The organism is Roseburia sp. AF02-12 (assembly GCF_003461765.1).
Taxonomy (GTDB): domain Bacteria; phylum Bacillota; class Clostridia; order Lachnospirales; family Lachnospiraceae; genus Roseburia_C; species Roseburia_C amylophila.
In genome coordinates this window covers 680,279-703,826 of record NZ_QTXS01000002.1, presented here as the reverse complement: position 1 = coordinate 703,826, position 23,548 = coordinate 680,279, and the positions used below count along the sequence as shown (strand labels likewise).

Sequence of the window (23,548 nt, the reverse complement as noted above, 5' to 3'; positions counted from 1 at the left end):
GCTCAACAGCCGTATCCGTGTATACACTGGTGCGGCTGTTGTTTTTATTCTTTTAACTTCCGGTAAAGCTTCTGTACAAACTGCATATCCTCTCTGGTAAGTTTCTTATGGCTATACGCTGCCACTTCAAGAATCTGAAGATAACGCTCCTTTTCTTCCATGCTCCAGCCCCCATAATTTAAAAGCTGTTCCCTGAATGTCCGGTCGGATTGTACTTTTGCATTTACAATGCCCTTCCGCCGTAAAATGCGATAAATCTGGTTCGAATTCCAACGGATGATACGCTTGTAACTATGTGTTCCCTTCTTCCGTTTTCCTTCTATCGCTCTTAAGTAATACCAGATACCTGCTACAAGAAGCAGAATGATGATTACCACAGCAATCAAAATGACCTTTAAACGGCTTCCCTTTTTATTCTGTTTTCCTGCCTTATTGCCATCCTGCATGGAATTTTCTGTATTCCGGTTTTCCGTGCCCTGATTTTCCGTATCCGGGTTTTCTGTATCCTGACTTTCTGTGTTTTGATTTTTTGTATTCTGATTTTCCGTATTTGGCATTCCGCTGCCGGATAAATCCGACTGACTGTCATCTTTGGAACTGTCCTGATAATCACTTCGCTCCAGCGTAATTAGGTCAGCTGTTCTGCCATCATTCATCCGGATGGTAATGCTGTCACTTTCCTGCTGAATCTCCAGACGGTCAATGCCGGTTTTATTTCCCGGTGTCATTTCCACCGGCACCCAGCCAACACTGTCTATATAGATTTCCGTCCAGGCATGTGCCTGATTATCAAGAACCTCTGCCGTGTAATTACCATCACTGTCCTTCTTAAACTTCGATGTACTTACAGCATAGCCGCTGACATACCGTGCCTTAATTCCCATCTGCCGCAGAAGCAGTGTTCCAGCACTGGCAAAATGCTGACAAAAGCCTTCCTTCGTATCAAACAGAAAATGTTCTGTTACATCCTGTCCCCATGGCACATTGTCCAAATCCAGATTATAGTTACACTTCGCCAGTTCCCGTTTCACCAGATAGACTGCATAGATTTCCTTAAAGTTATAAATATTATCATAATAAGTACCATTCTCAGTAAATCGGTTATCTACAAAATCCGAATAATCTCTTTCATACTCCGCTTCCAACTGATTTCCCAGTTCCCGGATTCTTGTGAGATTTTCCGGCACATACGCATATTTTTCCGTATACTCATTATATTTCTTTATAAATGCCCATTCGTCTTCCGGTAATTTGCTGTTAAACCCAGCCAAATCATACCGCCAGCTATTCATATTCTCTATAATTTCATTTACTTCCGATTCGCTCAGTGTCTCATTCCGGTCCACATAAGCACCATCTGCCAAATCTGCTGTAAACAAAGCATTCATATAAAGATGTGACATGCTGTTTCTTATGGTTCCGTCTACTTCCAGAACGTCATTGCCATTTCGGAGCACAGTACGGTCTCCATCCATAAGAACCCCGGCGGGCTGCCGTTCATCCTGATAATAGCTTGCCAACGTATAGTATGGCAGGTATGCATAGGGGTCTTTCTTATCAAAATACTGCACCCGGTAAATGGTATCCCAGTAATAGGTATAATAGCTCTGGGTATATGCCAGAATATTCTGTACCTGTTGTCCCGCGGTCTGTTCCTTAAGACTGCTGTCCGCTTCCTGCATGGCAGATACAAAATCACTGGAATCATAAGTCTTCCAGCTTCCATTTTTGTAATAATCGCCTACATAACCTCTTAAATATACCGTATCATCCGGTATCTGATAAGCAGTCACTTCCATAACCGGCTTGTCCTCAAATTCCGGTGCCATATTGCTGACCCGTCCCGGCTGATGGAAGGAGAAAATATCTTTACCAAAGGGAATTTCTGCCAAAAGATTGGCAGCTGTCATTGCCATTTCTATTACCATATCCTGCGCAGTTTTTTCAATTTCACTTCTTCTTGCCACCATTTCTTTGGCTTTCGGTTCTGCCACTCTAAATACCAGCGAAGAAACAACTACCGCCACCACCAGAAAAAGGCATACTGCTTTCTGCCTTAGATATTCCAACTGCTTTAATTCCACCCGGCCGGCAGCCCGGTAACCAAAGCTTCCTGCCGCAGCCAGTGAAAAACAAATCAATGCCCGCTTTGATGGTGCATAGCCCACCGCAAAATCCAGCATTATAAGAAGTATCGGTGGAATCAACACTCCAGCCAGCCGTTTTCTTACCACCAGAAAATAAATCTGCAGAATAGACAAGATAACTAACAGCCATGCTGTTACTGCTACCACCGGATTTAAATCAAGATACCGTTCAAATCCGGATACAATCTGCACATTATAGTACATATTGATTTTCTGCACTACCAGCCGGATCAGTCCTGCCATCCCGGGATAAAGCTCTTTCCGGCCAAGCACCAGTCCCACCAGCAGTTCTCCCACAGGCAGCAGCCACTTGTCCGCCTTCTTAAAATAGGAAAAAGAAAACGTCAATGCTGCCGCAGAAACAGAAACCCATATCAATACAGGCTTTCCAAACCGGTTAGTCAGAAAGATGTCTCCAAATATAAAGAACATGGAAAGCTCCCAAAGTACAGCCAGCAGGCTCTGCATTCCCACACGCATGACCTGCGGCGGCAATGCAATTTTTCCTGCCCGCCGTCCTTTCTGCGAATACCGTATGTTTCCAGTCTTTTTCATAACCGATGCATATGTTTTCTTCTTTTTTCTCATACTCTAATCTCCGCTTTTGCGAAATCTTCTATTTCCGTTCCTGCCACAATAAGTTTTCCTGCAAGGTTCATTTCTATCTTTGTAACTGCTGTCTCACCCCGGTATTTCTCCTGATATAAAAGTGCAATATCCATCTTTTCCCGGCTCTGAACCGCTCCATACAAAAGCAGAATAAAATAATATACCTTCTCTTCCTTATCTACCCTTACCCGGATGAGGTCATGTTCCTTTTCATCATACCATGCGATATAATGAGGGCACTGTTTTTCCACCAGTCCAAAAGAAATCGAAATTACCATTTCAAAAAAGTGGTTTCTCTGCTTCTCCGTCTCTTTCTGCCCTCCGCTGATGTCAAGAAGAATCACCACCGGACAGCCCATCGGCTGGCTGTTTTCCCGCACCATTAATTCCTCTTCTTTTGCAGATAACTTCCAGTGGATATTCTGGATTTTATCTCCCGGCTGAAAGGAACGGACCTGAAATACCTCAGATACGTCATCTCCCCCGGTTTTATCATCATATACTTCCGATTCCCCCTGAAAATACCGGGATGCTAATCCCACCTCTATCATTACCGGCATTATCTTTGGCATAATGGAAAGTCGTTCCTCATAGCGCACATACCTGGTCAGATAGCCGATTCCAAGCAGACCATAAAATCTTACCCGAACCAGCCGGAATGTATAATTTCCACTGCTTTTTGCTGCTACCTCCACGCTCATCCGGCTGCTGCTCTTTGCATCCGCTGCCGCCTGTATGGATAATATTCTTTTTTTCCTGCCAAAAGAATTCCGGTAATCCATCCGGTATACTACCTTCGGCAATGGCAGCCTGCTCCGGTTTTCCGTCACCGCACAGATCATAACGCCTTCTTCCTGCTCTGCCATAACAATCGGAATCTGAATCCGGCATTTTACCCGAAGCATCATATATAAAATATAGCCATAGCCTAAAAACAGCATTACTCCGCAGCAAATCGACAAAAGTATCAATGCCGGGCTGGTATAAATGGTTCCAAGATATCCTAATGCACCAATAATAAGTACAAGTATCAATCCTGTTACCATAGGCTACTCTTTTCCCTTAAATGAAGTTGGTTTTGTGGTATCTTCCATAATTTTTTCAAGAACTGCTTCCCCGGACACCCCGGTGACCCGTGCTTTGGTATTTAATACGATTCTATGCTTTGTGACATCATAAAAAACATCCTCCACATCAGCCGGAATCACATAATCTCTCTCATTTAAAAATGCATTGGCACGCACCATTTTCGTCAGTGCCACCATTCCACGCGGACTGACGCCCAGCTCAATATAAGGATTTTTTCTGGTGGCATGAATCAGTGCCATCATATATTCATAAATTCTGTCATGTATAAAAATATTTTCTACAGTTTCTTTCATTGCCTGCAGCTGCGCCCCTGTCATCACACCTTCTATGCTCTCATAGCTCTGTCCGATGCTCTTTCCTTTGGCAATCTCAATCTCACTTTTCAAATCCGGGTATCCCATGCTCATACAAATCATGAAACGGTCTAACTGGGATTCCGGCAGCATCTGTGTCCCGGCACTTCCCTTCGGATTCTGGGTTGCCATTACAAGAAATGGTTTCGGAACCGGATGACTGATGCCATCTACCGTCACTTTTCCCTCTTCCATAACCTCTAACAGGGCTGACTGGGTCTTTGGAGAAGTACGGTTGATTTCATCTGCCAAAAACAGATTGCACATGACTGCACCCGGATGATAATAAAAGCCGCCCTGCTCCTTATCATACATAGAAAAGCCTAAAATATCTGCCGGCAGTACATCCGGTGTAAACTGTACTCTGTGATTTTCAAGGCACAATGCCCTCGAAAAAGCCAGCGCCAGCGTTGTCTTTCCCACTCCCGGTACATCTTCAATTAAAATATGTCCTCCTGCTAAAATTGCACAGAATGCCTTCCGGATACAATCATCTTTTCCTTTTACGCTTTTTTTGATTTCATTTTGAACCCGCTTTGATAATTCCACCGCCTGCTGTAATTCCATCCTTCTCCTCCTGCCTTGAGTCTGTTTTCTGACTCTACTTTTTTCTTATCCGGTTTAGAAACATTTTTTATTTCACAAGTTTCTTCTGTCCCTGAATCTTTTTTACCAGCCATACCGAAACTAACGCCAGTACGGTTCCAATCACCACTCCTGCCAACACATCTGACGGATAATGTACTCCTACATATAACCGTGAATATGCAATCAGAACAGCTACAATTAATGCCATTACTCCATATTTTTTAGGAAGCTCTTTCCATAATACAATTGCTGATGCGAAAGAACTTCCGGTATGTCCCGATGGGAAAGAATAATCTGACTGCTTTTCAATTAAAAGTTTCAATCCATCAACCACTTCATAGGGTCTGGTTCTTGCCACCAGATTTTTAAGTATAATATTGTCTACAATTAACGAACCAATTAATGCCAGTGCCGACATATAGCCTACGTTTCTCGTCTTCTTGTCCAACAAAAGCACAATGGTTATCAGAATCCATAAGATTCCAGCATTTCCAAGATTCGTAATATCCTTCATCACGGAAGTCAATGCCGGGAATCGCAGATACTCCTGTATCCATAATAAAATCTGCCCATCTATATGTAATAACTGTTCTAACATGATATGTTCCTCTTCTTTCCGTACGTTTTCATCACTTTTACTGCTGCTTATAGTATACCGTGTTTCCTTTGATTTCGAAACAACTTAATGAAATATTAAAAAACTAAACTCCAGCCATTCCCAAGCAACGCAAAACAGGTCATCCCAGCCCTCACAAGCTGAACATGACCTGTTTCTTTCTACATAAATTGCTTTTTATTACTTACTGAATATCTTCTTCCTGAATCGGATTCATGTCAAGTCCACGGTTGGCATCTGCCTTTGGATCATCTCCGAAATGATAATCTTTACCAGGTAAGATTGCATTTAAGATAATTCCAGCTAAAGCTGCGATTGCAAGTCCGGTTAAGGTAATGCTGGTTCCTGCAATGGTAAAGGTAAGTCCATTGGAAAATCCAAGTCCGCTGACTAAGATTACTGCTGCAATGATTAAGTTACGGGATTTGGTAAAATCAACGTGATTTTCTACTACGTTTCTGACACCGATTGCAGAGATCATACCATAAAGCATGAAGCTGACACCACCGATGATTGCAGATGGCATGGAGCCAATGATTTCAGCCATTTTCGGAATAAAGCTTAATATAACTGCAAATACAGCTGCAATACGGATCACTCTAGGGTCATGCACACGGCTTAATTCCAATACACCGGTATTCTCACCATATGTAGTATTTGCAGGACCACCAACCATACCTGCAAATGCGGTTGCAAGTCCGTCACCGATTAAGGTTCTGTGAAGTCCCGGATCTTCGATGAAGTTCTCACCAACAGTTGCAGAAATTGCAGACATATCTCCGATATGCTCCATCATAGTTGCCAGTGCGATTGGTGCCATAACCAAGATTGCAGTCAGGTTAAATTTGCATAACTGGAATGGAGGAAGTCCTACCCAGCTTGCAGATGCTACTTCGGTAAAGTTTAAGATAGCACTTCCATCCGGATTAGTCAGTCCTGCTGCCTGCATAATCAGTGCTGCTGCATAGGAAATGACAACACCTAAAAGAATCGGGATAATGCGGAACATTCCTTTTCCCCAGATGTTAAAGATAATGATAACTGCCAGTGCAATCAGTGCAAGAATCCAGTTGGTGGATGCATTGTTTACTGCAGATGGTGCAAGGGAAAGGCCGATACAGATGATGATTGGTCCTGTTACAACAGGTGGCAGGAAACGCATTACTTTCTTTACTCCTACGACCTTGATAACAAGTGCAAGAATCAGATATAAAGCTCCTGCAACAACAATACCACCACAGGCATATGGAAGCTTCTCTCCCATGGTCATGTCTGCAAAGACTCCGGTATCCAACTGTGCAATCGTAGAAAATCCTCCTAAGAATGCAAAGGATGAACCTAAGAATGCAGGTACTTTTAATTTGGTACAAAGGTGGAAGAATAAAGTTCCAAGTCCGGCACAGATTAAAGTAACCTGTACGGAAAGGCCTTCTCCCTCAAAATAGCTGTTCACCAGAATCGGCACAAGAATGGTTGCGCCAAACATTGCGAACATGTGCTGAAGTCCTAACAACAGCATCTTCGGAACACCAAGTGTCCGTGCGTCGCGAATTGCGTCTTTTCGTTCGTTCATAACGAAAGCTCCTCCTTAAAATATAATGTGTGATATCCGTGGAATTTTATTTTCCACTTCTGCGGTGCTTTTCATACATTTTTCTGTTGCTATGCTGCATCCGCTTTAACTACGGGAAACATATTTTCCCGCATAAAACAGGTAACCCACCGAAATGGCAGATTACCTGTTATTATCTAAATTTGTTCCAACGCCTCAATTGCTTTGGCAATATATGGGTTGTCCATAGTATAAAATTGTCCTGCATCGGCAGCTTTTGCATATGCCGGATCCAATGGAAGTTTTCCAAGAACGGACAAATCAAGGTCTGCTGCGATTTCATCAATATGGCTTTCTCCAAATAAGGAAATCTCTTTTCCACAATCCGGACATTTTAAATAGCTGTAATTTTCAACGATTCCAAGGACAGGAACATTCATCATCCCTGCCATGTTATATGCTTTCTTTACAATCATCTGAACCAGTTCCTGCGGAGAAGTTACGATAATGATTCCTTCTACCGGAAGAGACTGGAATACAGTCAGTGGAACATCTCCGGTTCCCGGTGGCATATCTACGAAAAGGTAATCAATGTCACCCCATACCACGTCACTCCAGAACTGCTTTACCACGCCGGCAACGACTGGTCCACGCCATACAACCGGTGTTTCTTCTGTATCAACCAATAAATTTACAGACATAATCCTGGTTCCATCTTCTGCCACTGCCGGAAGAATCTCTTTTCCATCTCCGACTGCTTTTCCGTGAATTCCATACATCTTTGGAATGGATGGTCCGGTAATGTCGGCATCCATAATACCCACTTCATAACCTTTCTTACGCATAGCGGCTGCCATGGATGCTGTGACAAAGGATTTTCCAACACCACCTTTACCGCTGACTACGCCGATTACATGCTTTATGGATGAATGTGCATTCATTGGCTCTTTCTGAAACTTTATTGCCATTTCTATTCCCTCTTTTCGCTAAACAGGCGGTGTACGTAATCGACACCGCCCATATTTTTATTAAAACCTCATTATTACTATCATACCTTACTGATAGATACTTTTCAAGATATCAGTTTGCACAAAAATTGATACCTTATGCATTTCTCTTCGAAAGGATTTCCTTTAAACTCTCCATATATGGCTCTCTTGCGATTCCATACTCTGTTACAATTCCGCTTATTAAATCGTGGTCTGTCACATCAAATGCCGGATTGTATACTTTGACACCTTCCGGTGCCATCCGCTCCTGATACCACATTTCCGTCACTTCCTCTGCCGGACGCTCTTCGATGCAGATGTCATCTCCGGTTGCTGTATTTAAGTCAATGGTAGAAGTCGGTGCACAGACATAAAAAGGTACATGATACCGCTTTGCTACCGTTGCCACAACGGAGGTTCCGATTTTATTTGCGGTGTCTCCATTGGCTGCCACCCGGTCACAGCCTACAAATACAGCCTGTACCAGCCCCTGCTTCATAACGGCGCCTGACATATTATCACAAATCAGGGTCACATCCACCCCTGCTGCATGCAGTTCAAAAGAAGTAAGTCTCGCCCCCTGCAAAAGAGGTCTTGTCTCATCTGCAAATACATGAAAATGATAACCTCTTTCTTCCCCCAGATAAATCGGTGCTGTAGCAGTTCCATATTTACTGGTGGCAAGCTGTCCGGCATTGCAATGGGTCAAAATGCCATCACCCGGCTTCACCAGTGCCAGTCCGTGTTCTCCGATGCTTTTGCAGACCCGGATATCTTCTTCCTGAATCTCAATGGCTTCTTTATGAAGCAATTCTTTTATCTCTGCAACCGGCTTATTTTTATTTGCAATGCAGACCCTCTCCATCCGGTTTAATGCCCAGGAAAGATTGACTGCGGTCGGGCGGGAAGAATTCAAATATTCCTTCTGTTTCTGAAAAGTTTCATAAAAGACTTCATAATCCTCTGTTTCAATTTCTTTTGCCAGAAGATAAATGCCAAAGCCTGCTGCTACACCAATTGCCGGTGCGCCACGGACTTTTAATAAATAAATGGCATCCCAGATTTCCTGTGCACTCTTTAACCGGATCAGTTCTATCGTTCCCGGCAGCTTTGTCTGGTCGATGATTTCAATGGCATTCTCTGCATCTAAGAGTGTAACCGTTGCATAATCCATAATATTCTTACTGTTTTTTTCCTTCTCCATAGCCTTATCTCCTACTTGTCCTGAGCCTTTATTCTGGCATTCAGTTCTTCTAAATACTCCCAGCGTTCCATCTTATGCTCTAATTCATCTTCCACTTTTATCTTCTCCTGGGTCAGCTCATTTAACTTTACAAAATCACTGGCAAAGCTTCCCATCTTCTCATCCAGTTCTTCTAACTTTGCTTCCAAAGCTGCAATATCGTCCTCAATGGTCTCATAATCCTTCTGCTCCTGCCAGGTAAATTTCAACTTCCTGCCGCTCTTCCAGGTCGCCCTGGAATCCTTCTTTTCGTCATTCTCTGTGGCATCTGCGTTTTCCGTCTGGTCTGCTTTCTTCCCGGAAGTCTCTGTGCCTGCATTTCCCACTGCTGTCTCATCCTCCGGCCGCTTGGCAAGATAATCCGTATAACCGCCCTCATACTGTCTTATGTTTCCCTGTTCAAATGCAAAAATCCGCTTTGCGATACGGTCAAGGAAATACCGGTCATGGGATACCGTAATGACGATTCCATCATAATTATCAAGATAATCCTCTAAAATTGCCAGTGTCGTAATATCAAGATCATTGGTTGGCTCGTCCAAAATCAGTACATTCGGTGCTTCCATCAATACACGAAGCAGATTCAGTCTCCGCTTTTCTCCACCGGAAAGTTTTCCGATAACACCATACTGTTCTTCCGGTGGGAATAAGAAACGCTCCAACATGGCTGATGCGGACACCAGTCCATCCTCTGTCCGGACATATTCTGCAGTATTGCGGATATATTCAATAACCTTTAAAGACGGATCCATATAGGCAACTCCCGCCGATGCATCCTTTTCAATCTCCTGGGAATAATAGCCTATCTTTATGGTCTGTCCGATAACCAGTTCTCCGGCATCCGGCTTTACCCTGCCATCGATAATCTTCATCAAAGTGGTCTTACCGCATCCATTATGTCCCACAAATCCGACTCTGTCATTCTTAAGAAAGATATAGGAAAAATCCTCAATCAGCTTTTTTTCTCCATAGGATTTACTGATATGATGAAGCTCTACCGTCGTCTTTCCCATACGGCTGGAAACCGAGCTTAATTCCACCTGCTTATCAAACTGTGGTCCCGACTGGTCTCTAAGATTCTCATAACGTTTGATATGGGCTTTCTGCTTGGTAGACCTTGCTCTTGCGCCCCGCTGCATCCAGGCGATCTCCTTGCGAAGGATGGACTGCCGCTTCCGTTCCCCGGCAACTGCCATATCCATACGCTCCTGCTTCAGATTCAGATAACCGGAATAATTTTCCTGATAACTGTAAATGGAGCCTTTATCAATTTCTGCAATACGGTTACATACGCTGTCCAGAAAATACCGGTCATGGGTTACCATAATCAGTGTTCCCTTAAAGCCCTTTAAATACCCTTCCAGCCACTCTGCCATATCTGCATCCAGGTGGTTGGTAGGCTCGTCTAACAGCAGAATATCGCAGGGTGTTAAAAGCACTGCCACAAGAGCCAGACGTTTTCTTTCTCCACCGGATAAATTTTTCGTCTTTTCTTCAAAATTATATACGCCAAGTCTTGTGAGCATGGATTTTGCCTTGCTCTCTAAATTCCACATCTGATAATCTTCCCCGGAAGCATCTGCCTGATTTTTCCGGTGTGCCGTTACCAGTACACTTTCTAAAACAGTCTCTTCTTCTCCAAATTCCGGCATCTGCGGAAGATAGCGGATTACCGCATGATTTGCCTTGGTGATTTCTCCAGCATCCGGTTCCTCTAAGCCTGCCAGCATTTTCAGTAAAGTGGATTTTCCGGTTCCGTTAATTCCCACAATTCCGACTTTCTCTCCTTCCTGCAAATAAAAGGAGGCATTGGAAAATAACTTTCTTCCGGTAAATGTCTTGGTTATATTCTCTGCTGATAATAAATTCATAAAGGTCTCCTGTATTTCTTTTTCATTCTTATTGACAATAATTTTCTATCACAATACATATTTACATTTGACTGCTCACTGACTATACTGTAATGCATAGCACAACTATTCAGGAGGTAATATATGTATCATAGAGCATCTGAATTAAAACATATTTTTAACGAAAATATGAAAGGCGGAACCGGCACTGTTGAGATTATCCGTTCCGTCAATCCTATAGACTATGAAAGCCCAGCCAAGATGATTGCAAAACTCATCTTAAGACCGGGCTGTTCTCTCGGAAAGCATATGCATGAAGGGGAAGAAGAAATCATCACCATTCTCTCCGGTCATGCAGCCTATGACGATAACGGAACCATCGTTGCTTTAGAAGCCGGTGATACCTGCGTCTGCAAAAGCGGAGAGTCCCACAGCATTGCAAATGCTTCTCCAAAAGAAGATCTCATTCTCTTTGCTGTCATTAATTATCTTGCCTAATTACCGGCAAAATAAGCATCAATCCCATTGGCGATTCCCTGTGCAATCTGAGTCTGATAAGAGTCCGTTGCCATATTGGAATCTTCGGTGGGATTTGTCATATATCCCATTTCAACAATTGTTACCGGTACGGTACTCCAGTTAATTCCACTCATGGTATCCGTCTCCCACACATATTCCTTCTTTGCACCGGTCTGTGCACACAGACTATCCAGTATATTCTGGGAAAGAGAACGGCTCTGGCTGTAAAAGCTTCCTACATACGGATTGGACGCCGTCTGGCAGATTGTCATAGCCCCATTGGCTCCGCTGTTGGTAGATCCGTTGGCATGTATACGGACAAATGCTTCTGCTCCCGCATTGGTTGCAATGGCTGCCCGCTCGCTGTTACTGAGATTCACATCATTGGTTTCTCTTGTCATGACTACGGTATAACCTCTTGCAACCAGTTCATCCCGCAATTTTAAGCTGACGGATAAATTAAGCTGATACTCTGTCTGTCCGGTTGCAACGCCGGATGTTCCTCCGGTTACTCTTGCCTTGGTCTCAGAAGATCCCGGTGCTACCGGCTCCGGTGTACTGTCTCCTCTGCTCTGATGTCCCGGGTCAATGCAGATGACATGTCCACCGCTTCCGGATGTAATTCCGGTTCCCGCACTTCCAGTCAATGCTACCGGCTCCTGCGGCTTCTCTGTGGTCAGATAATCGGATGCTATATAATAAGTTCCTTCATCCAATGAAACCTGGCTCCAGCTTCCATCATTTGCAGTGCGGGTAAGTTCTTTTCCCGCAGATAATTTCTTATAAACCTCTGCATCGGTAGAAGGTTCTACCCTCACATTGACTCTTGTTGTCGTATAAACAGTCTCTTCTGCATAAACTACCGTATCCGGATTCAATACTGCCGGAACATGCTCTGTTTCCGTCTCTGTTTCTGTTTCCGTATCTACAACTTCTTCGGTGTCAATTACATTTTCTGTTGTTGGTACCTCTGTATTTGTTAATGTTTCTTCGGTATTCACATTCGCAACTGTATCGTCTTTTTTATCCTTCCCGCAAGCGGTCAGAAATACCAGACACATAACAAGCAACAGGCATACGGTAACTGCCGAGTGCCTGCTGCCCTTATGGAATGTGCTTCTTTCTGATGTTCTCATAGATTCCCTCACATTTCCCTATATCATCTTACTTATGAATCAAAGTTCCCTTTAATCCGCTGACACCATCTAATGCTTCCTCTAAGTTTGCAATCAGTACGGAACGGACTGCAGAATTGCCGATGTAATCGATTGCTGCCTGAATCTTCGGAAGCATGGTTCCTTCTTCAAACTGTCCCTCGTCCATATACTGTTTTGCTTCTTCTACGGTCATCTCATCCAATGGCTGTTCATTGGCTGTACCATAATTTAAGCATACCCGCTCTACACTAGTTAAGATAATGAGCTGGTCAGCATCTAAAAGCTCTGCAAGTCTGCCTGCTGCAAGGTCTTTTTCAATGACTGCGCTGGCACCTTTTAGATTATTATCCTGCTCTAATACAGGAATACCGCCACCACCACAGGCAATTACTACCTGGTCTGCATCGGAAAGTGCACGGATGGCATCAATTTCTACGATGTCCATTGGCTTTGGAGCTGCTACGATACGGCGGTATCCATCGCCCTGTTTTACCGTATGGTTCCCTTTCTTCTCTTCTGCTTCTGCCTCTTCCTCTGTCATGACACGGCCGATAATTTTGGTTGGATGATAAAATGCTTCATCGTATGGGTCTACGGTTACCTGTGTTAAAACAGTAGATACCGGTTTGTAAATTCCACGGTTTAATAATTCGGTACGAATGGCATTCTGCAAATCGTATCCGATATAGCCCTGACTCATAGCAGAGCAGACAGACATCGGAGTAGCAGTATATTCCGGATAAATTCTTGCGAATTCAGCCATTGCAGTATGTATCATTCCCACCTGTGGTCCATTGCTGTGGGAAAGAACTACCTGACAGTCATCCTTAATATAATCTCCGATTGCTTTTGCGGTAAGCTTGGTTGCTTTCTTCTGTTCCGGAAGTGTTGTTCCCAATGCTTCATGTCCTAATGCAATCACAATTCTCTTCTTTTTCATGTTACAATCCTCCAATTCTATGCCCAAAGATTTTCCGGATAGACACCGTCTTTAATCAGTCCGCGGATGGAATCCACAACAAATGGTTTGTCCTCTAAATAAGTAACTCCAAACCAGCGGTCTGCTGTCTCATAAACTTTTACGGTTGCCTTATCCTGATTCAAAAGCAATTCCACAATATTTGGCAGCAGATACTCTTTCTTCATCGGATTGTCTTCAATATGTGCCAAGAACTCACGGAAGCCCTCTTCCAGATAATCAATAAAATCCGGATAGCCAGCCCACATGTTCATAGATACATTTACATCCGGGTGAATCCATTCTGCCACATCAGCTTCTTCACAATGTACTTTTCCTTTTTCATCGGCATAGATGCTGTGTGTCTCTAAAATTTTTTCAAGATAGCCACTCTTTTCATCTACCACACAGACACCACGGGTAACGGTTCCGTTATCACTCAGTGTGTTCTTCAGGATATATCCAGCCATTCCAAGGCGGAATCTTTCCTTATCCTCTTCATGATTTACCAGAAAATCATGCATCTTTACAAATGCTTCTTTTCCGTAATAATCATCTGCATTGATGACTAAAAATGGTTCCTTCACTACGCCTTTGCAGCATAATACTGCCTGACCGGTTCCCCATGGTTTTGTTCTGCCTTCCGGCACTGTAAAGCCTTCCGGTATATCATTGATATCCTGGAATACATAATCTACTTCTACCTGTTTTCCGATTCTGTTTCCAATGATTTCTTTAAAATCCGCCTCAATATCCTTGCGAATGATAAATACAACCTTATCAAAACCTGCTTCCACCGCGTCATAAATGGAATAGTCCATAATAATCTCGCCGTTCGGTCCCATTTTCTCAAGCTGCTTAATTCCGCCGCCAAAACGGGAGCCAATGCCTGCCGCCATAATAATCAGTGTAGTTTTCATTCGTATTCTCCTCAACCTTATTTCTAAAACTTTTTCTCTCTACCCTTTTCTTTTTTCCTCTAGTTCATTATTCTTATCTAATGATTTCTCCTCTCGTCAACGATAAAGGCATGCTGACTCACTTACGCCTGCTATTTCATGTATTCTTTATAGCCGACTTCCTGAAGCTTCTTATCCTTTGCTTCTACCTGCTCTTTTAAATTCTTAGAATATTCTTTTAATCGTGCCAATAATGCATCATCTGATGTTGCAAGAATCTTTGCTGCAAGAATTCCTGCATTTGCGCCACCATTGATTGCAACGGTTGCTACCGGAATACCGGTCGGCATCTGTACGATAGAATAAAGAGAATCTCTTCCGCCTAAGGATGTGGTATGCATCGGAATTCCGATTACCGGCATAGGGAAGATTGCTGCACACATTCCCGGAAGATGTGCTGCCATTCCTGCTCCTGCGATAATTACTTTAAATCCTTTGCTCTCTGCGCTCTTTGCATATTCAAAAAATACATCCGGCTCACGATGTGCGGAAATAATTGTCATCTCATACTCGATTCCAAGCTGTTCCAAAATATCTGCTGCTTTTGCCATTACAGGCATATCTGAATCACTGCCCATTACAATTCCTACTTTTGCCATTTTCTTTCTCCTTTTCTCATAGATACTTGTCCTTTTAGTATACACTGTTTTACGCCGGAAATGAAGTCTTATTTTCCAACGGCTCATTCAGTTTTTCTGTGCCCGGTACTACAAACCTGCCATCTCTTATAATATCCCCGGTACTGCCATCTGCCCGTTCAATATAAATGCAGTCTAATTCATCATACGGTATCGTAATATCCGTATGACAGTTAAAGTATGCCTTACTCTCGTCTTCTTTCCGAAGAATTGAGATTTCATTATCCCTTGCCACAATTTCTTTGCCATCCGGATTATAAACCGGTGTATCCTCTGCCTGGGAATAACAGGTATCTCCCACTGCAAAATGTGGACCTGTCTTCTCTGCAATCAGAATCGGCAATTTATCTGCAATATCAAAGTCCTTTGCCATCCGGTATGCCGTGGTGTTGGTTCCAATAGCAAACTCCCCTAACGGCAGCGTATCATGGTGCATCAGCACATTATCATAAATATATTTATGGTTCTCTTCTTCACTGTCAAAATTACTGCAGCTGTAATCCACAACTTTTCCATCTTCAAACGTCATTTTCAGGTTCTCATACCGGAGTCCGTTAAGATAGACATAAGATACATGCAGTACTCCGTGGGTTCCGGTCAGCACCGGTGAAGTAAATACTTCCCCTACCGGAATATTGACATCTGCCACGCAGTTTTCAAAGATAGTCTCTTCCTGTGGATTCTTAAGGCGGTATAATTCCACTGTCATATCTGTTTCGTTATCGCCTTTTCCCTTGATATGTGCCCGGACTCCCTGGTCTAATACTTCAATAATTTTCGCCTGCATATCCCGGTACAGGGTATAATCCAGTGTATTTAATTCTACCGTCTTATCAAAGATTTCTTCAAAGTTGCTGCCAATCTGCGGGAGCGGATAAGCAATAATCGTAAAGCTTCTTTCCTCTCCCTTAATATACTGATTGGTAATCTGCCCAGCCTGTGACGCATAATAGACATTTAATTCATTCTGCTTATCACTGTAATGGCAGGCAGTTTTTCTATTTTCCGGCTCAAATAACGGTTCTCCAAACACTTCGATTACTGCCGGGCCTGCGTAGCCTGCTGCAAGATTTTTCTTATCTTCATATACGGTCCGGAGTGTCTCTAATCGGCGTTCCACAAAGGCTTTATCTAAATATACTGCTTTATCTGCTTTATGGTCATAATCAAACTGGCGGTTCACAGAAGTCGCATAGCAGCCCCGCTTGGAATTGCCGCGGTTACGGAAGGAAGAAAACGCATCCCGGTAAATCGTCGGTTTTAATCCCATCTTCTCAAAATTTGCAATTGCTGCCCGCACCATACGTTCCATTCCGATGGCATATTCCACATTTACGGTAGATTTTATGGATAAGTCTTTTCCGGTGGTAATAAAGCCAATCCGGTAGCCTTCCGTATAAGTATCCGCCATTGCCTGAATCTTCTCCTGCGGAAGCTGGTTCATATACTCTGCCATACGGATTTCATTTTCTCCGACTGGTTCTCCATAATAATAAAGGTATTTTAAATCCTGTAAATCAGAATCCATTACTATCCGGGTAAAGAAATCCCGGCTGGCATCTACCATTTCACAGACGCTGCGCTCGGTAAACAATTCACTGTAATCGTGGAAGAACCAGTAAATTGCCTGCTGCACTTCTTTCGGTGTCGTTCCCTCTTCATCATTGAAGCAGGTATGAACCTGGATAAACAATTCACAGAAGCAGGTATAGGCTTCCATATCTCCCTCATGAGCATAAGGAATCAGGCTTCGAAGTTCTGCGTATAGCATACTAAGCAGTGTCCCGTATTCCTCTCCCAATGTTTCACAGGCATAATCCGGGTTGGCATAGCTTTCTTTATAATGTTCCGGCAAAATATCCTCATACAATGCTTCATTTATCTTCTGTAATGTTACCCTGCTCTGGCTGCAGAAGCTGTCATTTAATACCTGCCGCAATACTTCTTCCGTTTTTACAATAAATGCTGCTGTTCCTTTAAAATAAGCACGGAACGGCTCACAAACCTCCGGTTCTGCCGCAAGTTCATGTATCCGCTCCGTTACCAAATCCAATCGTTCTGTAATTGCTTCTCTTTCTTCTGCGTTTAAATTCTGATATTCCATACTTTCTATCCTTTATATTTCTAATTTTGTCTACAACAGAATACCGCCTGCATAGACAGCAATCCAGATAAGCAGTGAAAAAATCGAGAAAAATGTAGCAGCATACGGAATGCTGCGAAATGAATTTTCCTCCTTCAGGCTTATAATTGCAAGAATCACTGCGGCTAATGCTGCAAAAAAAGCGAGGATTCCATAGCAGGCTATGTATATGCTTAAATTACCGGCACTTCTGAATGCAAGAACTACCATCACCACAAAACTGACCAGTGACAGTAATGCCAGAACAAGTGCTGTAATTCCTCTTTTCGAAAGTGTTTTTTCTGTAAATTTATATTTTCTGTATCCTCTTCGTCTTTTTCTCATGTTCTTTCTCCCGATACCATATTGTACCGAAGTCTATTCTTTCTGCTCAAATTTGTGACACCGGATATGATTTGCCAGCAAAAATCCAACATATCCAATTGCCCCGCCGATGGTATTTAAAATCAGATCATCTACATCAAAGCTTCCTACCTTGGATACAAGCTGTACCAGTTCCACCAGCAGGCTGAAGTCAAAACTCAAAAGCACTATCCGGTAGAACTTTCTCTGATTATGTGCCAGTAATGGTAGCAGCATTCCATAAGGAATAAAAGCGACAATATTTCCCAGAAGGTTAAAGCAGACTGCTTTCGTCCCCAGTACCTTCCGGTAAATAATAAACCGCTTGATTTCTTTTAAGGGCATAAGATTATAATGGTAGCTTCTTTCGGAATAGGTTCTTCCCATCATTTCTGAGAAGAACAGGAAATAGCAAAGCAGACCCAGATATATTACGAATAAAATCCATGCTCCGATACGAAGCAGTTTTCTCGTCTTCTGACTCAATTCCTTTTCCCCATTTCATTTTTGCTGTTTATTTTGCCCCATACTGCTCATAATATTTATCAATTGCTTCTTTCATCTTATCATCAATGATAAGCCTGCCCTGACAAGGACGGTTGTATAAACACTCTACCACATCTGCCATGCTGACAATTGCATTTGCAGGAAAACCATATTTCTCCTGAATCTCATCCAATGCGCATTTGTCTGTCTCAAGTCCTTTTTCCATACGGTTTAAGGATACCATCAGTCCAAGAATGGTTACATCTCCCTGTGCCTGAATGATTGGGAATGTCTCCTGAATAGATTTTCCGGATGTCGTTACATCCTCAATAATAACAACACGGTCACCATCTTTGATTTTGCTTCCAAGCAAAATTCCGGTATCGCCATGGTCTTTTACTTCTTTACGGTTAGAACAGTAACGAATCTCTTTGCCATAAAGACGGCTGAATGCGATTGTTGTTGCAACAGAAAGCGGAATTCCCTTATATGCCGGTCCAAACAGCACATCAAAATCGGTACCATAGTGGTCGTGAATTGCTTTTGCATAATATTCTCCAAGGCGGGATAACTGTGAACCGGTTACATATGCACCTGCATTCATAAAGAATGGAGACTTTCTTCCACTCTTTAATGTGAAGTCACCAAATTTCAAAACCTCACTCTCCACCATAAATTCAATAAACTCTTTCTTATATGCTTCCATGTATGAAACCTCCTGAATATGTCAACAGTGAAATATCACTTTTTTCTTTTACCTAATTTCTTATGCTACCATACTTCCCTGAAAACCTCAATGCATTTTTCTTAATGGCGCCGGTCTATACCGGCATTATTATAATAAGCTGCTTTTTCCTGATACATTCTGCGTTCAGCTTCCATCAGCAAGAGGTCAAATCCACGCTCCCAGCTTTCCTGCCATACTGTTCCGACTGCCATTACTACATCTTTTTTCTTCATGCCAGCCTTCATACGTTCTATCCGCTGCTTCAGTTCCTCTTCTCCGATACCTGCACACAGTGCCAGAAGTTCATCCCCTCCAATACGGAACAGTCCATAGTCTGAAAATTCCTCACGGAGTAATTCGCCGGCACGCAGAATGAGCTGGTCACCTGCCTGATGACCTAAAGTATCATTTACCCTTTTCAGTCCTGTAATATCGCAATACACCACACCAAAGCATGAAGTCCCTGATGCATCTGTAACATACTGTTCCATGGCGAACCGGTTTCCAAGTTTCGTAAGCTGGTCACTATAGCTCATCCGTTCCAATTCCCGCACCAGATTACGCCTTCTGATGCTGGAGACAATAAAATATCCCATAATCTGAAGCATATTAGAAGTATAATCCAACATTTTTTCGGGAGGATTATCAACTCCATAAAAACCGATGATTTTCTGACCTTCATACAGTGGAACTACTACCAGCGTTGAAATATTCTGTTGTTTCAGATTCTCATACTGCAGTGGATCACTCTCACGTATATTTTCCAGATTACCAATGATAATATTTTTGCCTTCCCTAAAATTGCGGTACCAGTTCTCGCATACTTCAGCCGGAACATTCTGCAAATTATCTTTCTCAGGCCTGATACCATTCGCTACCCATTCATAGGTGTTATCGTCATTTCCCAATAAGTTTTTTTCAAAAATATAGGTACGTTCTCCATTCAATGCCTTTCCAAGATATTCCAGGATAATTTCCAGTGACTGTTCTGATGTAGGGGCATTTAACGCAATTCTTATGCCCTCATTTATAATAGCCTCCATATTTTCATAGTTTTGAATCAGACTTCCCTGTTTTTCTTCGTTGCTGACATCCAGTGCAATTTCTACCCGGTAACGTCGACCATCCTGTTCCAGCATAGTATCCTTCAACAACAGATGTTTGCCAAGAACCGGATTATAATACTTCCATTCTTTAAACTCACCTTCTACCAGTTCCTGATTATTGCACATACTACAAGGGGCGGCATTATGCTGCATCACCTCATAACATTTCTTTCCTTTTATTTCCTCCTGGGTCTGAAATCCAAAGTTTTCCCGTGTTTTCCGGTTCATATACACAAGCTCATATGTATCAACATCTGAGACATATACAAATTCATCAAGATTTTCAAAGAAATTCCAAATCTTTTCCACTGTTTCTATCCTTTCCGGCAATTACATTCCTTTAGGCGGTTGCGAAAGGGGACAAAAAGATGATTGCCCCAATAATATCACGGGATTACAGGAGATTTATCTTTATCCGGTATGAAATGCCAACAGTTCTTATAATGCGTGTTTTTCTTGATTATAAACTGTCTTTCCGGTTGCTTTGGCTGAATATCGACGCTGTCCGCCGGGTACAGATGCCACATAATGCCTGCAAGGGGCACAGGGGATTTCGGTATGCGTTGCTTTTTGTCTGGCAACCGGCACAAATTCACATCCATGTTCAATTGTGCCTCGCTGGTACATCCCTGTACCAGCGTTGCCTGTTGCCAGACGAAATTCCCAGTGCCCCTAACAGCCCTTATCAGGCATCTGTGTTTCGGCGAACTGTGTCGATATTCTGACAAACATTGGAAAGACTGTTTTCATAACAAAAAGAAAAACACGCATTTTAGAACTGCGGTATTTCGTAGCAAAAGATAATCCCCTGTGAATCCCGTGATATTCTTCCGGCAGCATCAAAAACAGTCCCATTAATCAGTGACTGCACCAATCAGTTCATTGATATCTTCAACTCCATTATTTTCCATATAATCCTGTATACCATTGATAATATCAATCGTTGCGGTAGGATTGGTAAAGTTTGCAGTTCCCACAGATACTGCGGTTGCTCCTGCCAGTATCAGTTCCAATGCATCTTCCGTGCTCTGTACACCTCCCATTCCGATAATCGGAATATTCACTGCCTGGGCTGCCTGATATACCATACGCACTGCAATTGGATGCACTGCCGGTCCGGACATCCCACCAGTTCTGTTTGCCAAAGCAAATTTTCTGCGGTTTACATCAATCTTCATTCCAGTCAGTGTATTAATCAGGGAAATCACATCTGCTCCGCCTGCTTCTGCCGCTTTTGCCATCTCTGTAATATCCGTTACATTCGGGCTCAATTTCATAATAACCGGCTGTCTTGCATATTTTTTCACTTCTTTTGTAATTTCTTCTACAGAAGCTGCATTCTGTCCAAAGGCAATACCTCCTTCTTTGACATTTGGGCAGGAAATATTGATTTCCAGCATATCTACCGGCTGATCGGAGAGTCTTTCCACAACTTCTATATAATCGGATGTTGTTTTACCACAAACATTTACAATAATGCGTGTGTCATAGTGGGTAAGAAACGGAATATCACGCTGTACAAATACATCAATACCAGGATTCTGTAAACCGATAGCATTTAACATTCCACCGTACACTTCTGCCACACGAGGGGTCGGATTTCCCGGCCATGGTACATTGGCAACACCTTTCGTCACTACTGCACCCAGTTTATTCAAATCTACAAATTCACTGTATTCCTGACCGGAGCCAAAGGTTCCGGATGCTGTCATAATCGGGTTCTTCAATAATACTCCTGCCAGATTCACTCTTGTATTCATTAAAGTTCCACCTCCTCAGCCCGAAAAACCGGTCCTTCTTTACATACACGTTTATTATTGACATTGGAATGTTCGTCCTTGTCCTTAGACTGGCACACGCAGGCTAAGCAGGCTCCGATTCCACAAGCCATACGTTCTTCCATGGAAATCCAGCACTCAATCTGTTTCTCTTTTGCATATTCCTTAATAGCTGCCAGCATCGGCTTTGGTCCGCAGGCATAGATAATATCTGCTGTCAGCCCATTTTCACGAATGGCATCCAATACATTTCCTTCTGTCCCGGCACTTCCGTCCTCAGTTGCCACATAGACTTCCCCTTCTTCACGAAATTCATCCATCAGGAAAAGTTCATCCCGGAAGCCAAGTACCATCTGCTTTTCACAGTCCAATTCTTTTGCCAGCTCTAACATTGGTGGAATACCAATTCCACCGCCAATTAAGAACGCTTTCTTTTCTTTCTTCGGAAATCCATTTCCCAGCGGTCCTGTTATATTAAGGATTCCGCCGGTATGCATACCGGAAAACTCTTCTGTTCCCTTTCCAACTTTACGGTATACCAGACGGATGGCATTATCCTTTTTATCAATTTCACAGATACTGATTGGTCTTGGAAGCAGTCTGCTTCCTTCATTACAATATACAGATACAAACTGACCTGCTTTTGCATGTGCTGCAATCTCTTCCGTACGCAGCCACATACTGTAAATGTCATCCGCAATTTCTTCCTGGCGGATAATAATCGCCTGTTCTTTAAACTTCTCTGCCATCTTCTTCTCCTATCTTGCCTGTAAAGCTCCATCGATATCTTTTATCATTGCCTCTACTGCTGCTCTGGATGCATCTGCAAAATGCTCTGCTCCAAAAGATGCATAAGCTTCCTGCTTATATGCGGCAATGATTCCACGGGATGAATTAACAATTGCACCCAGTCCGTTTTCGTCGAAGTAATGTACTAAGTCCGCTCCTTTTCCACCCTGGGCACCGTATCCCGGAACCAGGATAAAGCTCTTTGGCATTACTTTACGAAGGACTTTTCCGATCTCCGGATAGGTTGCTCCTACTACTGCTCCCACATAGCTGTAGTTATCTCCCATGACTTCTTCGCCCCACTGCGCTACCTTTTCACCGACATATTCATACAGTGGTCTGCCATCAATTAATCTGTCCTGGAATTCTCCACTGGATGGATTGCTGGTCTTAACTAAAATGAAGATACCTTTTTTCTCTTCTTTACATACTTCCAGGAAAGGCTTGATTCCGTCTGAACCCAGATATGGATTGACTGTTGCAAAGTCTTCATCAAAAGCAGAAAGCTTTTTACCTCCCACCTGAACTTTACCAAGATGTCCCACTGCATAAGCTGCGGATGTAGAACCGATATCGCCACGTTTTACATCTCCGATTACCACAAGGTCTTTGGAGTGGCAGTAATCTACTGTCTTCTGATATGCTTTCACACCCTCTGTTCCAAACTGCTCATACATGGCAATCTGTGGTTTTACAGCAGGAATCAGATCATAAGTGGCATCTACAATTGCTTTGTTAAACTGCCAGATTGCTTCTGCTGCACCCTCTAAAGTCTCACCATGCTCCTTAAATGCTGCTGCCTTAATATGTTCCGGAACATAATCTAACATCGGGTCTAAGCCGACAACGATTGGTGCATGGGTTTTCTCGATTTTTTTAATTAATTTGTTAATCATATCTTTAAGCCTTT

The 23,548-nt window shown here is 42.9% G+C and carries 21 protein-coding genes; 1 reads left to right on the top strand and 20 read right to left on the bottom strand.

The annotated features are described in order from the left end of the window. Window positions 1-44: 44 nt before the first annotated feature. The 8 genes from DV740_RS12755 to DV740_RS12720 all read right to left on the bottom strand — a co-directional run bounded on the left by DV740_RS12755 (window position 45) and on the right by DV740_RS12720 (window position 11,057). Window positions 45-2,735: a transglutaminase-like domain-containing protein gene (locus tag DV740_RS12755; protein WP_118088258.1), complete on the bottom strand. Its 2,691-nt coding sequence runs from the start codon at window positions 2,733-2,735 to the stop codon at window positions 45-47. After that, window positions 2,732-3,802, bottom strand: coding sequence for a DUF58 domain-containing protein (locus tag DV740_RS12750; protein ID WP_118088257.1), 1,071 nt, complete (start codon window positions 3,800-3,802; stop codon window positions 2,732-2,734). The genes DV740_RS12755 and DV740_RS12750 overlap by 4 nt, the downstream gene beginning before the upstream one ends. A gap of 3 nt (window positions 3,803-3,805) precedes the next feature. Beyond that, the gene (locus DV740_RS12745; RefSeq protein ID WP_022244175.1) at window positions 3,806-4,765 is read right to left on the bottom strand and encodes an AAA family ATPase; all 960 of its coding nucleotides are present in this window, start codon (window positions 4,763-4,765) and stop codon (window positions 3,806-3,808) included. A 67-nt stretch (window positions 4,766-4,832) separates the two neighbouring features. After that, on the bottom strand, window positions 4,833-5,384 hold the full coding sequence (locus DV740_RS12740; RefSeq protein WP_117697513.1) for a phosphatase PAP2 family protein: 552 nt from the start codon (window positions 5,382-5,384) through the stop codon (window positions 4,833-4,835). A gap of 202 nt (window positions 5,385-5,586) precedes the next feature. After that, the gene (locus tag DV740_RS12735) at window positions 5,587-6,975 is read right to left on the bottom strand and encodes a uracil-xanthine permease family protein (RefSeq protein ID WP_117946494.1); all 1,389 of its coding nucleotides are present in this window, start codon (window positions 6,973-6,975) and stop codon (window positions 5,587-5,589) included. Window positions 6,976-7,151: 176 nt separating this feature from the next. Then, window positions 7,152-7,922 (bottom strand): Mrp/NBP35 family ATP-binding protein, encoded by a 771-nt coding sequence (locus DV740_RS12730; RefSeq protein ID WP_022244172.1) that lies wholly within the window; start codon window positions 7,920-7,922, stop codon window positions 7,152-7,154. Window positions 7,923-8,058: 136 nt separating this feature from the next. Next, complete coding sequence (gene mtnA / locus DV740_RS12725; protein WP_118088256.1) at window positions 8,059-9,147, bottom strand: S-methyl-5-thioribose-1-phosphate isomerase; 1,089 nt, start codon at window positions 9,145-9,147, stop codon at window positions 8,059-8,061. Window positions 9,148-9,158: 11 nt separating this feature from the next. Then, window positions 9,159-11,057: an ABC-F family ATP-binding cassette domain-containing protein gene (locus DV740_RS12720; protein WP_118088255.1), complete on the bottom strand. Its 1,899-nt coding sequence runs from the start codon at window positions 11,055-11,057 to the stop codon at window positions 9,159-9,161. 123 nt (window positions 11,058-11,180) lie between these two features. On the opposite strand from DV740_RS12720, the gene DV740_RS12715 reads away from it, so the two are divergent. Continuing rightward, window positions 11,181-11,534: a cupin domain-containing protein gene (locus DV740_RS12715; protein WP_022244169.1), complete on the top strand. Its 354-nt coding sequence runs from the start codon at window positions 11,181-11,183 to the stop codon at window positions 11,532-11,534. Here DV740_RS12715 and DV740_RS15120 read toward each other — a convergent pair. The 12 genes from DV740_RS15120 to pyrF all read right to left on the bottom strand — a co-directional run bounded on the left by DV740_RS15120 (window position 11,531) and on the right by pyrF (window position 23,534). Next, window positions 11,531-12,691: an N-acetylmuramoyl-L-alanine amidase gene (locus DV740_RS15120; RefSeq protein WP_022244168.1), complete on the bottom strand. Its 1,161-nt coding sequence runs from the start codon at window positions 12,689-12,691 to the stop codon at window positions 11,531-11,533. The genes DV740_RS12715 and DV740_RS15120 overlap by 4 nt on opposite strands. 28 nt (window positions 12,692-12,719) lie before the next feature. After that, window positions 12,720-13,652 carry a carbamate kinase gene (gene arcC / locus DV740_RS12705; protein ID WP_022244167.1) on the bottom strand — a complete coding sequence of 311 codons (933 nt, stop codon included), beginning with the start codon at window positions 13,650-13,652 and terminating at the stop codon, window positions 12,720-12,722. 17 nt (window positions 13,653-13,669) lie between these two features. Beyond that, complete coding sequence (locus tag DV740_RS12700; RefSeq protein WP_118088254.1) at window positions 13,670-14,590, bottom strand: sugar phosphate nucleotidyltransferase; 921 nt, start codon at window positions 14,588-14,590, stop codon at window positions 13,670-13,672. A 131-nt stretch (window positions 14,591-14,721) separates the two neighbouring features. Next, complete coding sequence (gene purE, locus DV740_RS12695) at window positions 14,722-15,228, bottom strand: 5-(carboxyamino)imidazole ribonucleotide mutase (protein WP_022244165.1); 507 nt, start codon at window positions 15,226-15,228, stop codon at window positions 14,722-14,724. Window positions 15,229-15,277: 49 nt separating this feature from the next. Beyond that, on the bottom strand, window positions 15,278-17,371 hold the full coding sequence (locus tag DV740_RS12690; RefSeq protein WP_118088253.1) for an aminopeptidase: 2,094 nt from the start codon (window positions 17,369-17,371) through the stop codon (window positions 15,278-15,280). A 30-nt stretch (window positions 17,372-17,401) separates the two neighbouring features. Continuing rightward, window positions 17,402-17,734, bottom strand: coding sequence for a DUF6142 family protein (locus DV740_RS12685; protein ID WP_117697499.1), 333 nt, complete (start codon window positions 17,732-17,734; stop codon window positions 17,402-17,404). Window positions 17,735-17,767: 33 nt separating this feature from the next. Beyond that, window positions 17,768-18,238, bottom strand: coding sequence for a VanZ family protein (locus DV740_RS12680; RefSeq protein WP_117697497.1), 471 nt, complete (start codon window positions 18,236-18,238; stop codon window positions 17,768-17,770). Between the two features lie 28 nt (window positions 18,239-18,266). Continuing rightward, entirely contained in the window at window positions 18,267-18,944 is a 678-nt protein-coding gene (gene pyrE, locus DV740_RS12675) for an orotate phosphoribosyltransferase (protein WP_022244161.1), read from the bottom strand. A 101-nt stretch (window positions 18,945-19,045) separates the two neighbouring features. Next, window positions 19,046-20,380 (bottom strand): sensor domain-containing diguanylate cyclase, encoded by a 1,335-nt coding sequence (locus DV740_RS12670; protein ID WP_242994312.1) that lies wholly within the window; start codon window positions 20,378-20,380, stop codon window positions 19,046-19,048. Window positions 20,381-20,925: 545 nt separating this feature from the next. After that, window positions 20,926-21,831 (bottom strand): dihydroorotate dehydrogenase, encoded by a 906-nt coding sequence (locus DV740_RS12655; RefSeq protein WP_117697493.1) that lies wholly within the window; start codon window positions 21,829-21,831, stop codon window positions 20,926-20,928. Then, on the bottom strand, window positions 21,831-22,598 hold the full coding sequence (locus tag DV740_RS12650; RefSeq protein WP_022244410.1) for a dihydroorotate dehydrogenase electron transfer subunit: 768 nt from the start codon (window positions 22,596-22,598) through the stop codon (window positions 21,831-21,833). Before DV740_RS12650 ends, DV740_RS12655 begins: the two co-directional genes overlap by 1 nt. Window positions 22,599-22,607: 9 nt before the next feature. Next, the gene (pyrF, locus tag DV740_RS12645; protein WP_118088251.1) at window positions 22,608-23,534 is read right to left on the bottom strand and encodes an orotidine-5'-phosphate decarboxylase; all 927 of its coding nucleotides are present in this window, start codon (window positions 23,532-23,534) and stop codon (window positions 22,608-22,610) included. Window positions 23,535-23,548: the final 14 nt, after the last annotated feature.

What these genes read in the sequence shown, in the direction of transcription:
- DV740_RS12755 (WP_118088258.1), bottom strand. Translation starts at nt 2,735, where the DNA reads ATGAGAAAAAAGAAGAAAACATATGCATCGGTTATGAAAAAGACTGGA.
- DV740_RS12750 (WP_118088257.1), bottom strand. Translation starts at nt 3,802, where the DNA reads ATGGTAACAGGATTGATACTTGTACTTATTATTGGTGCATTAGGATAT.
- DV740_RS12745 (WP_022244175.1), bottom strand. Translation starts at nt 4,765, where the DNA reads ATGGAATTACAGCAGGCGGTGGAATTATCAAAGCGGGTTCAAAATGAA.
- DV740_RS12740 (WP_117697513.1), bottom strand. Translation starts at nt 5,384, where the DNA reads ATGTTAGAACAGTTATTACATATAGATGGGCAGATTTTATTATGGATA.
- DV740_RS12735 (WP_117946494.1), bottom strand. Translation starts at nt 6,975, where the DNA reads ATGAACGAACGAAAAGACGCAATTCGCGACGCACGGACACTTGGTGTT.
- DV740_RS12730 (WP_022244172.1), bottom strand. Translation starts at nt 7,922, where the DNA reads ATGGCAATAAAGTTTCAGAAAGAGCCAATGAATGCACATTCATCCATA.
- mtnA (WP_118088256.1), bottom strand. Translation starts at nt 9,147, where the DNA reads ATGGAGAAGGAAAAAAACAGTAAGAATATTATGGATTATGCAACGGTT.
- DV740_RS12720 (WP_118088255.1), bottom strand. Translation starts at nt 11,057, where the DNA reads ATGAATTTATTATCAGCAGAGAATATAACCAAGACATTTACCGGAAGA.
- DV740_RS12715 (WP_022244169.1), top strand. Translation starts at nt 11,181, where the DNA reads ATGTATCATAGAGCATCTGAATTAAAACATATTTTTAACGAAAATATG.
- DV740_RS15120 (WP_022244168.1), bottom strand. Translation starts at nt 12,691, where the DNA reads ATGAGAACATCAGAAAGAAGCACATTCCATAAGGGCAGCAGGCACTCG.
- arcC (WP_022244167.1), bottom strand. Translation starts at nt 13,652, where the DNA reads ATGAAAAAGAAGAGAATTGTGATTGCATTAGGACATGAAGCATTGGGA.
- DV740_RS12700 (WP_118088254.1), bottom strand. Translation starts at nt 14,590, where the DNA reads ATGAAAACTACACTGATTATTATGGCGGCAGGCATTGGCTCCCGTTTT.
- purE (WP_022244165.1), bottom strand. Translation starts at nt 15,228, where the DNA reads ATGGCAAAAGTAGGAATTGTAATGGGCAGTGATTCAGATATGCCTGTA.
- DV740_RS12690 (WP_118088253.1), bottom strand. Translation starts at nt 17,371, where the DNA reads ATGGAATATCAGAATTTAAACGCAGAAGAAAGAGAAGCAATTACAGAA.
- DV740_RS12685 (WP_117697499.1), bottom strand. Translation starts at nt 17,734, where the DNA reads ATGAGAAAAAGACGAAGAGGATACAGAAAATATAAATTTACAGAAAAA.
- pyrE (WP_022244161.1), bottom strand. Translation starts at nt 18,944, where the DNA reads ATGGAAGCATATAAGAAAGAGTTTATTGAATTTATGGTGGAGAGTGAG.
- DV740_RS12655 (WP_117697493.1), bottom strand. Translation starts at nt 21,831, where the DNA reads ATGAATACAAGAGTGAATCTGGCAGGAGTATTATTGAAGAACCCGATT.
- DV740_RS12650 (WP_022244410.1), bottom strand. Translation starts at nt 22,598, where the DNA reads ATGGCAGAGAAGTTTAAAGAACAGGCGATTATTATCCGCCAGGAAGAA.
- pyrF (WP_118088251.1), bottom strand. Translation starts at nt 23,534, where the DNA reads ATGATTAACAAATTAATTAAAAAAATCGAGAAAACCCATGCACCAATC.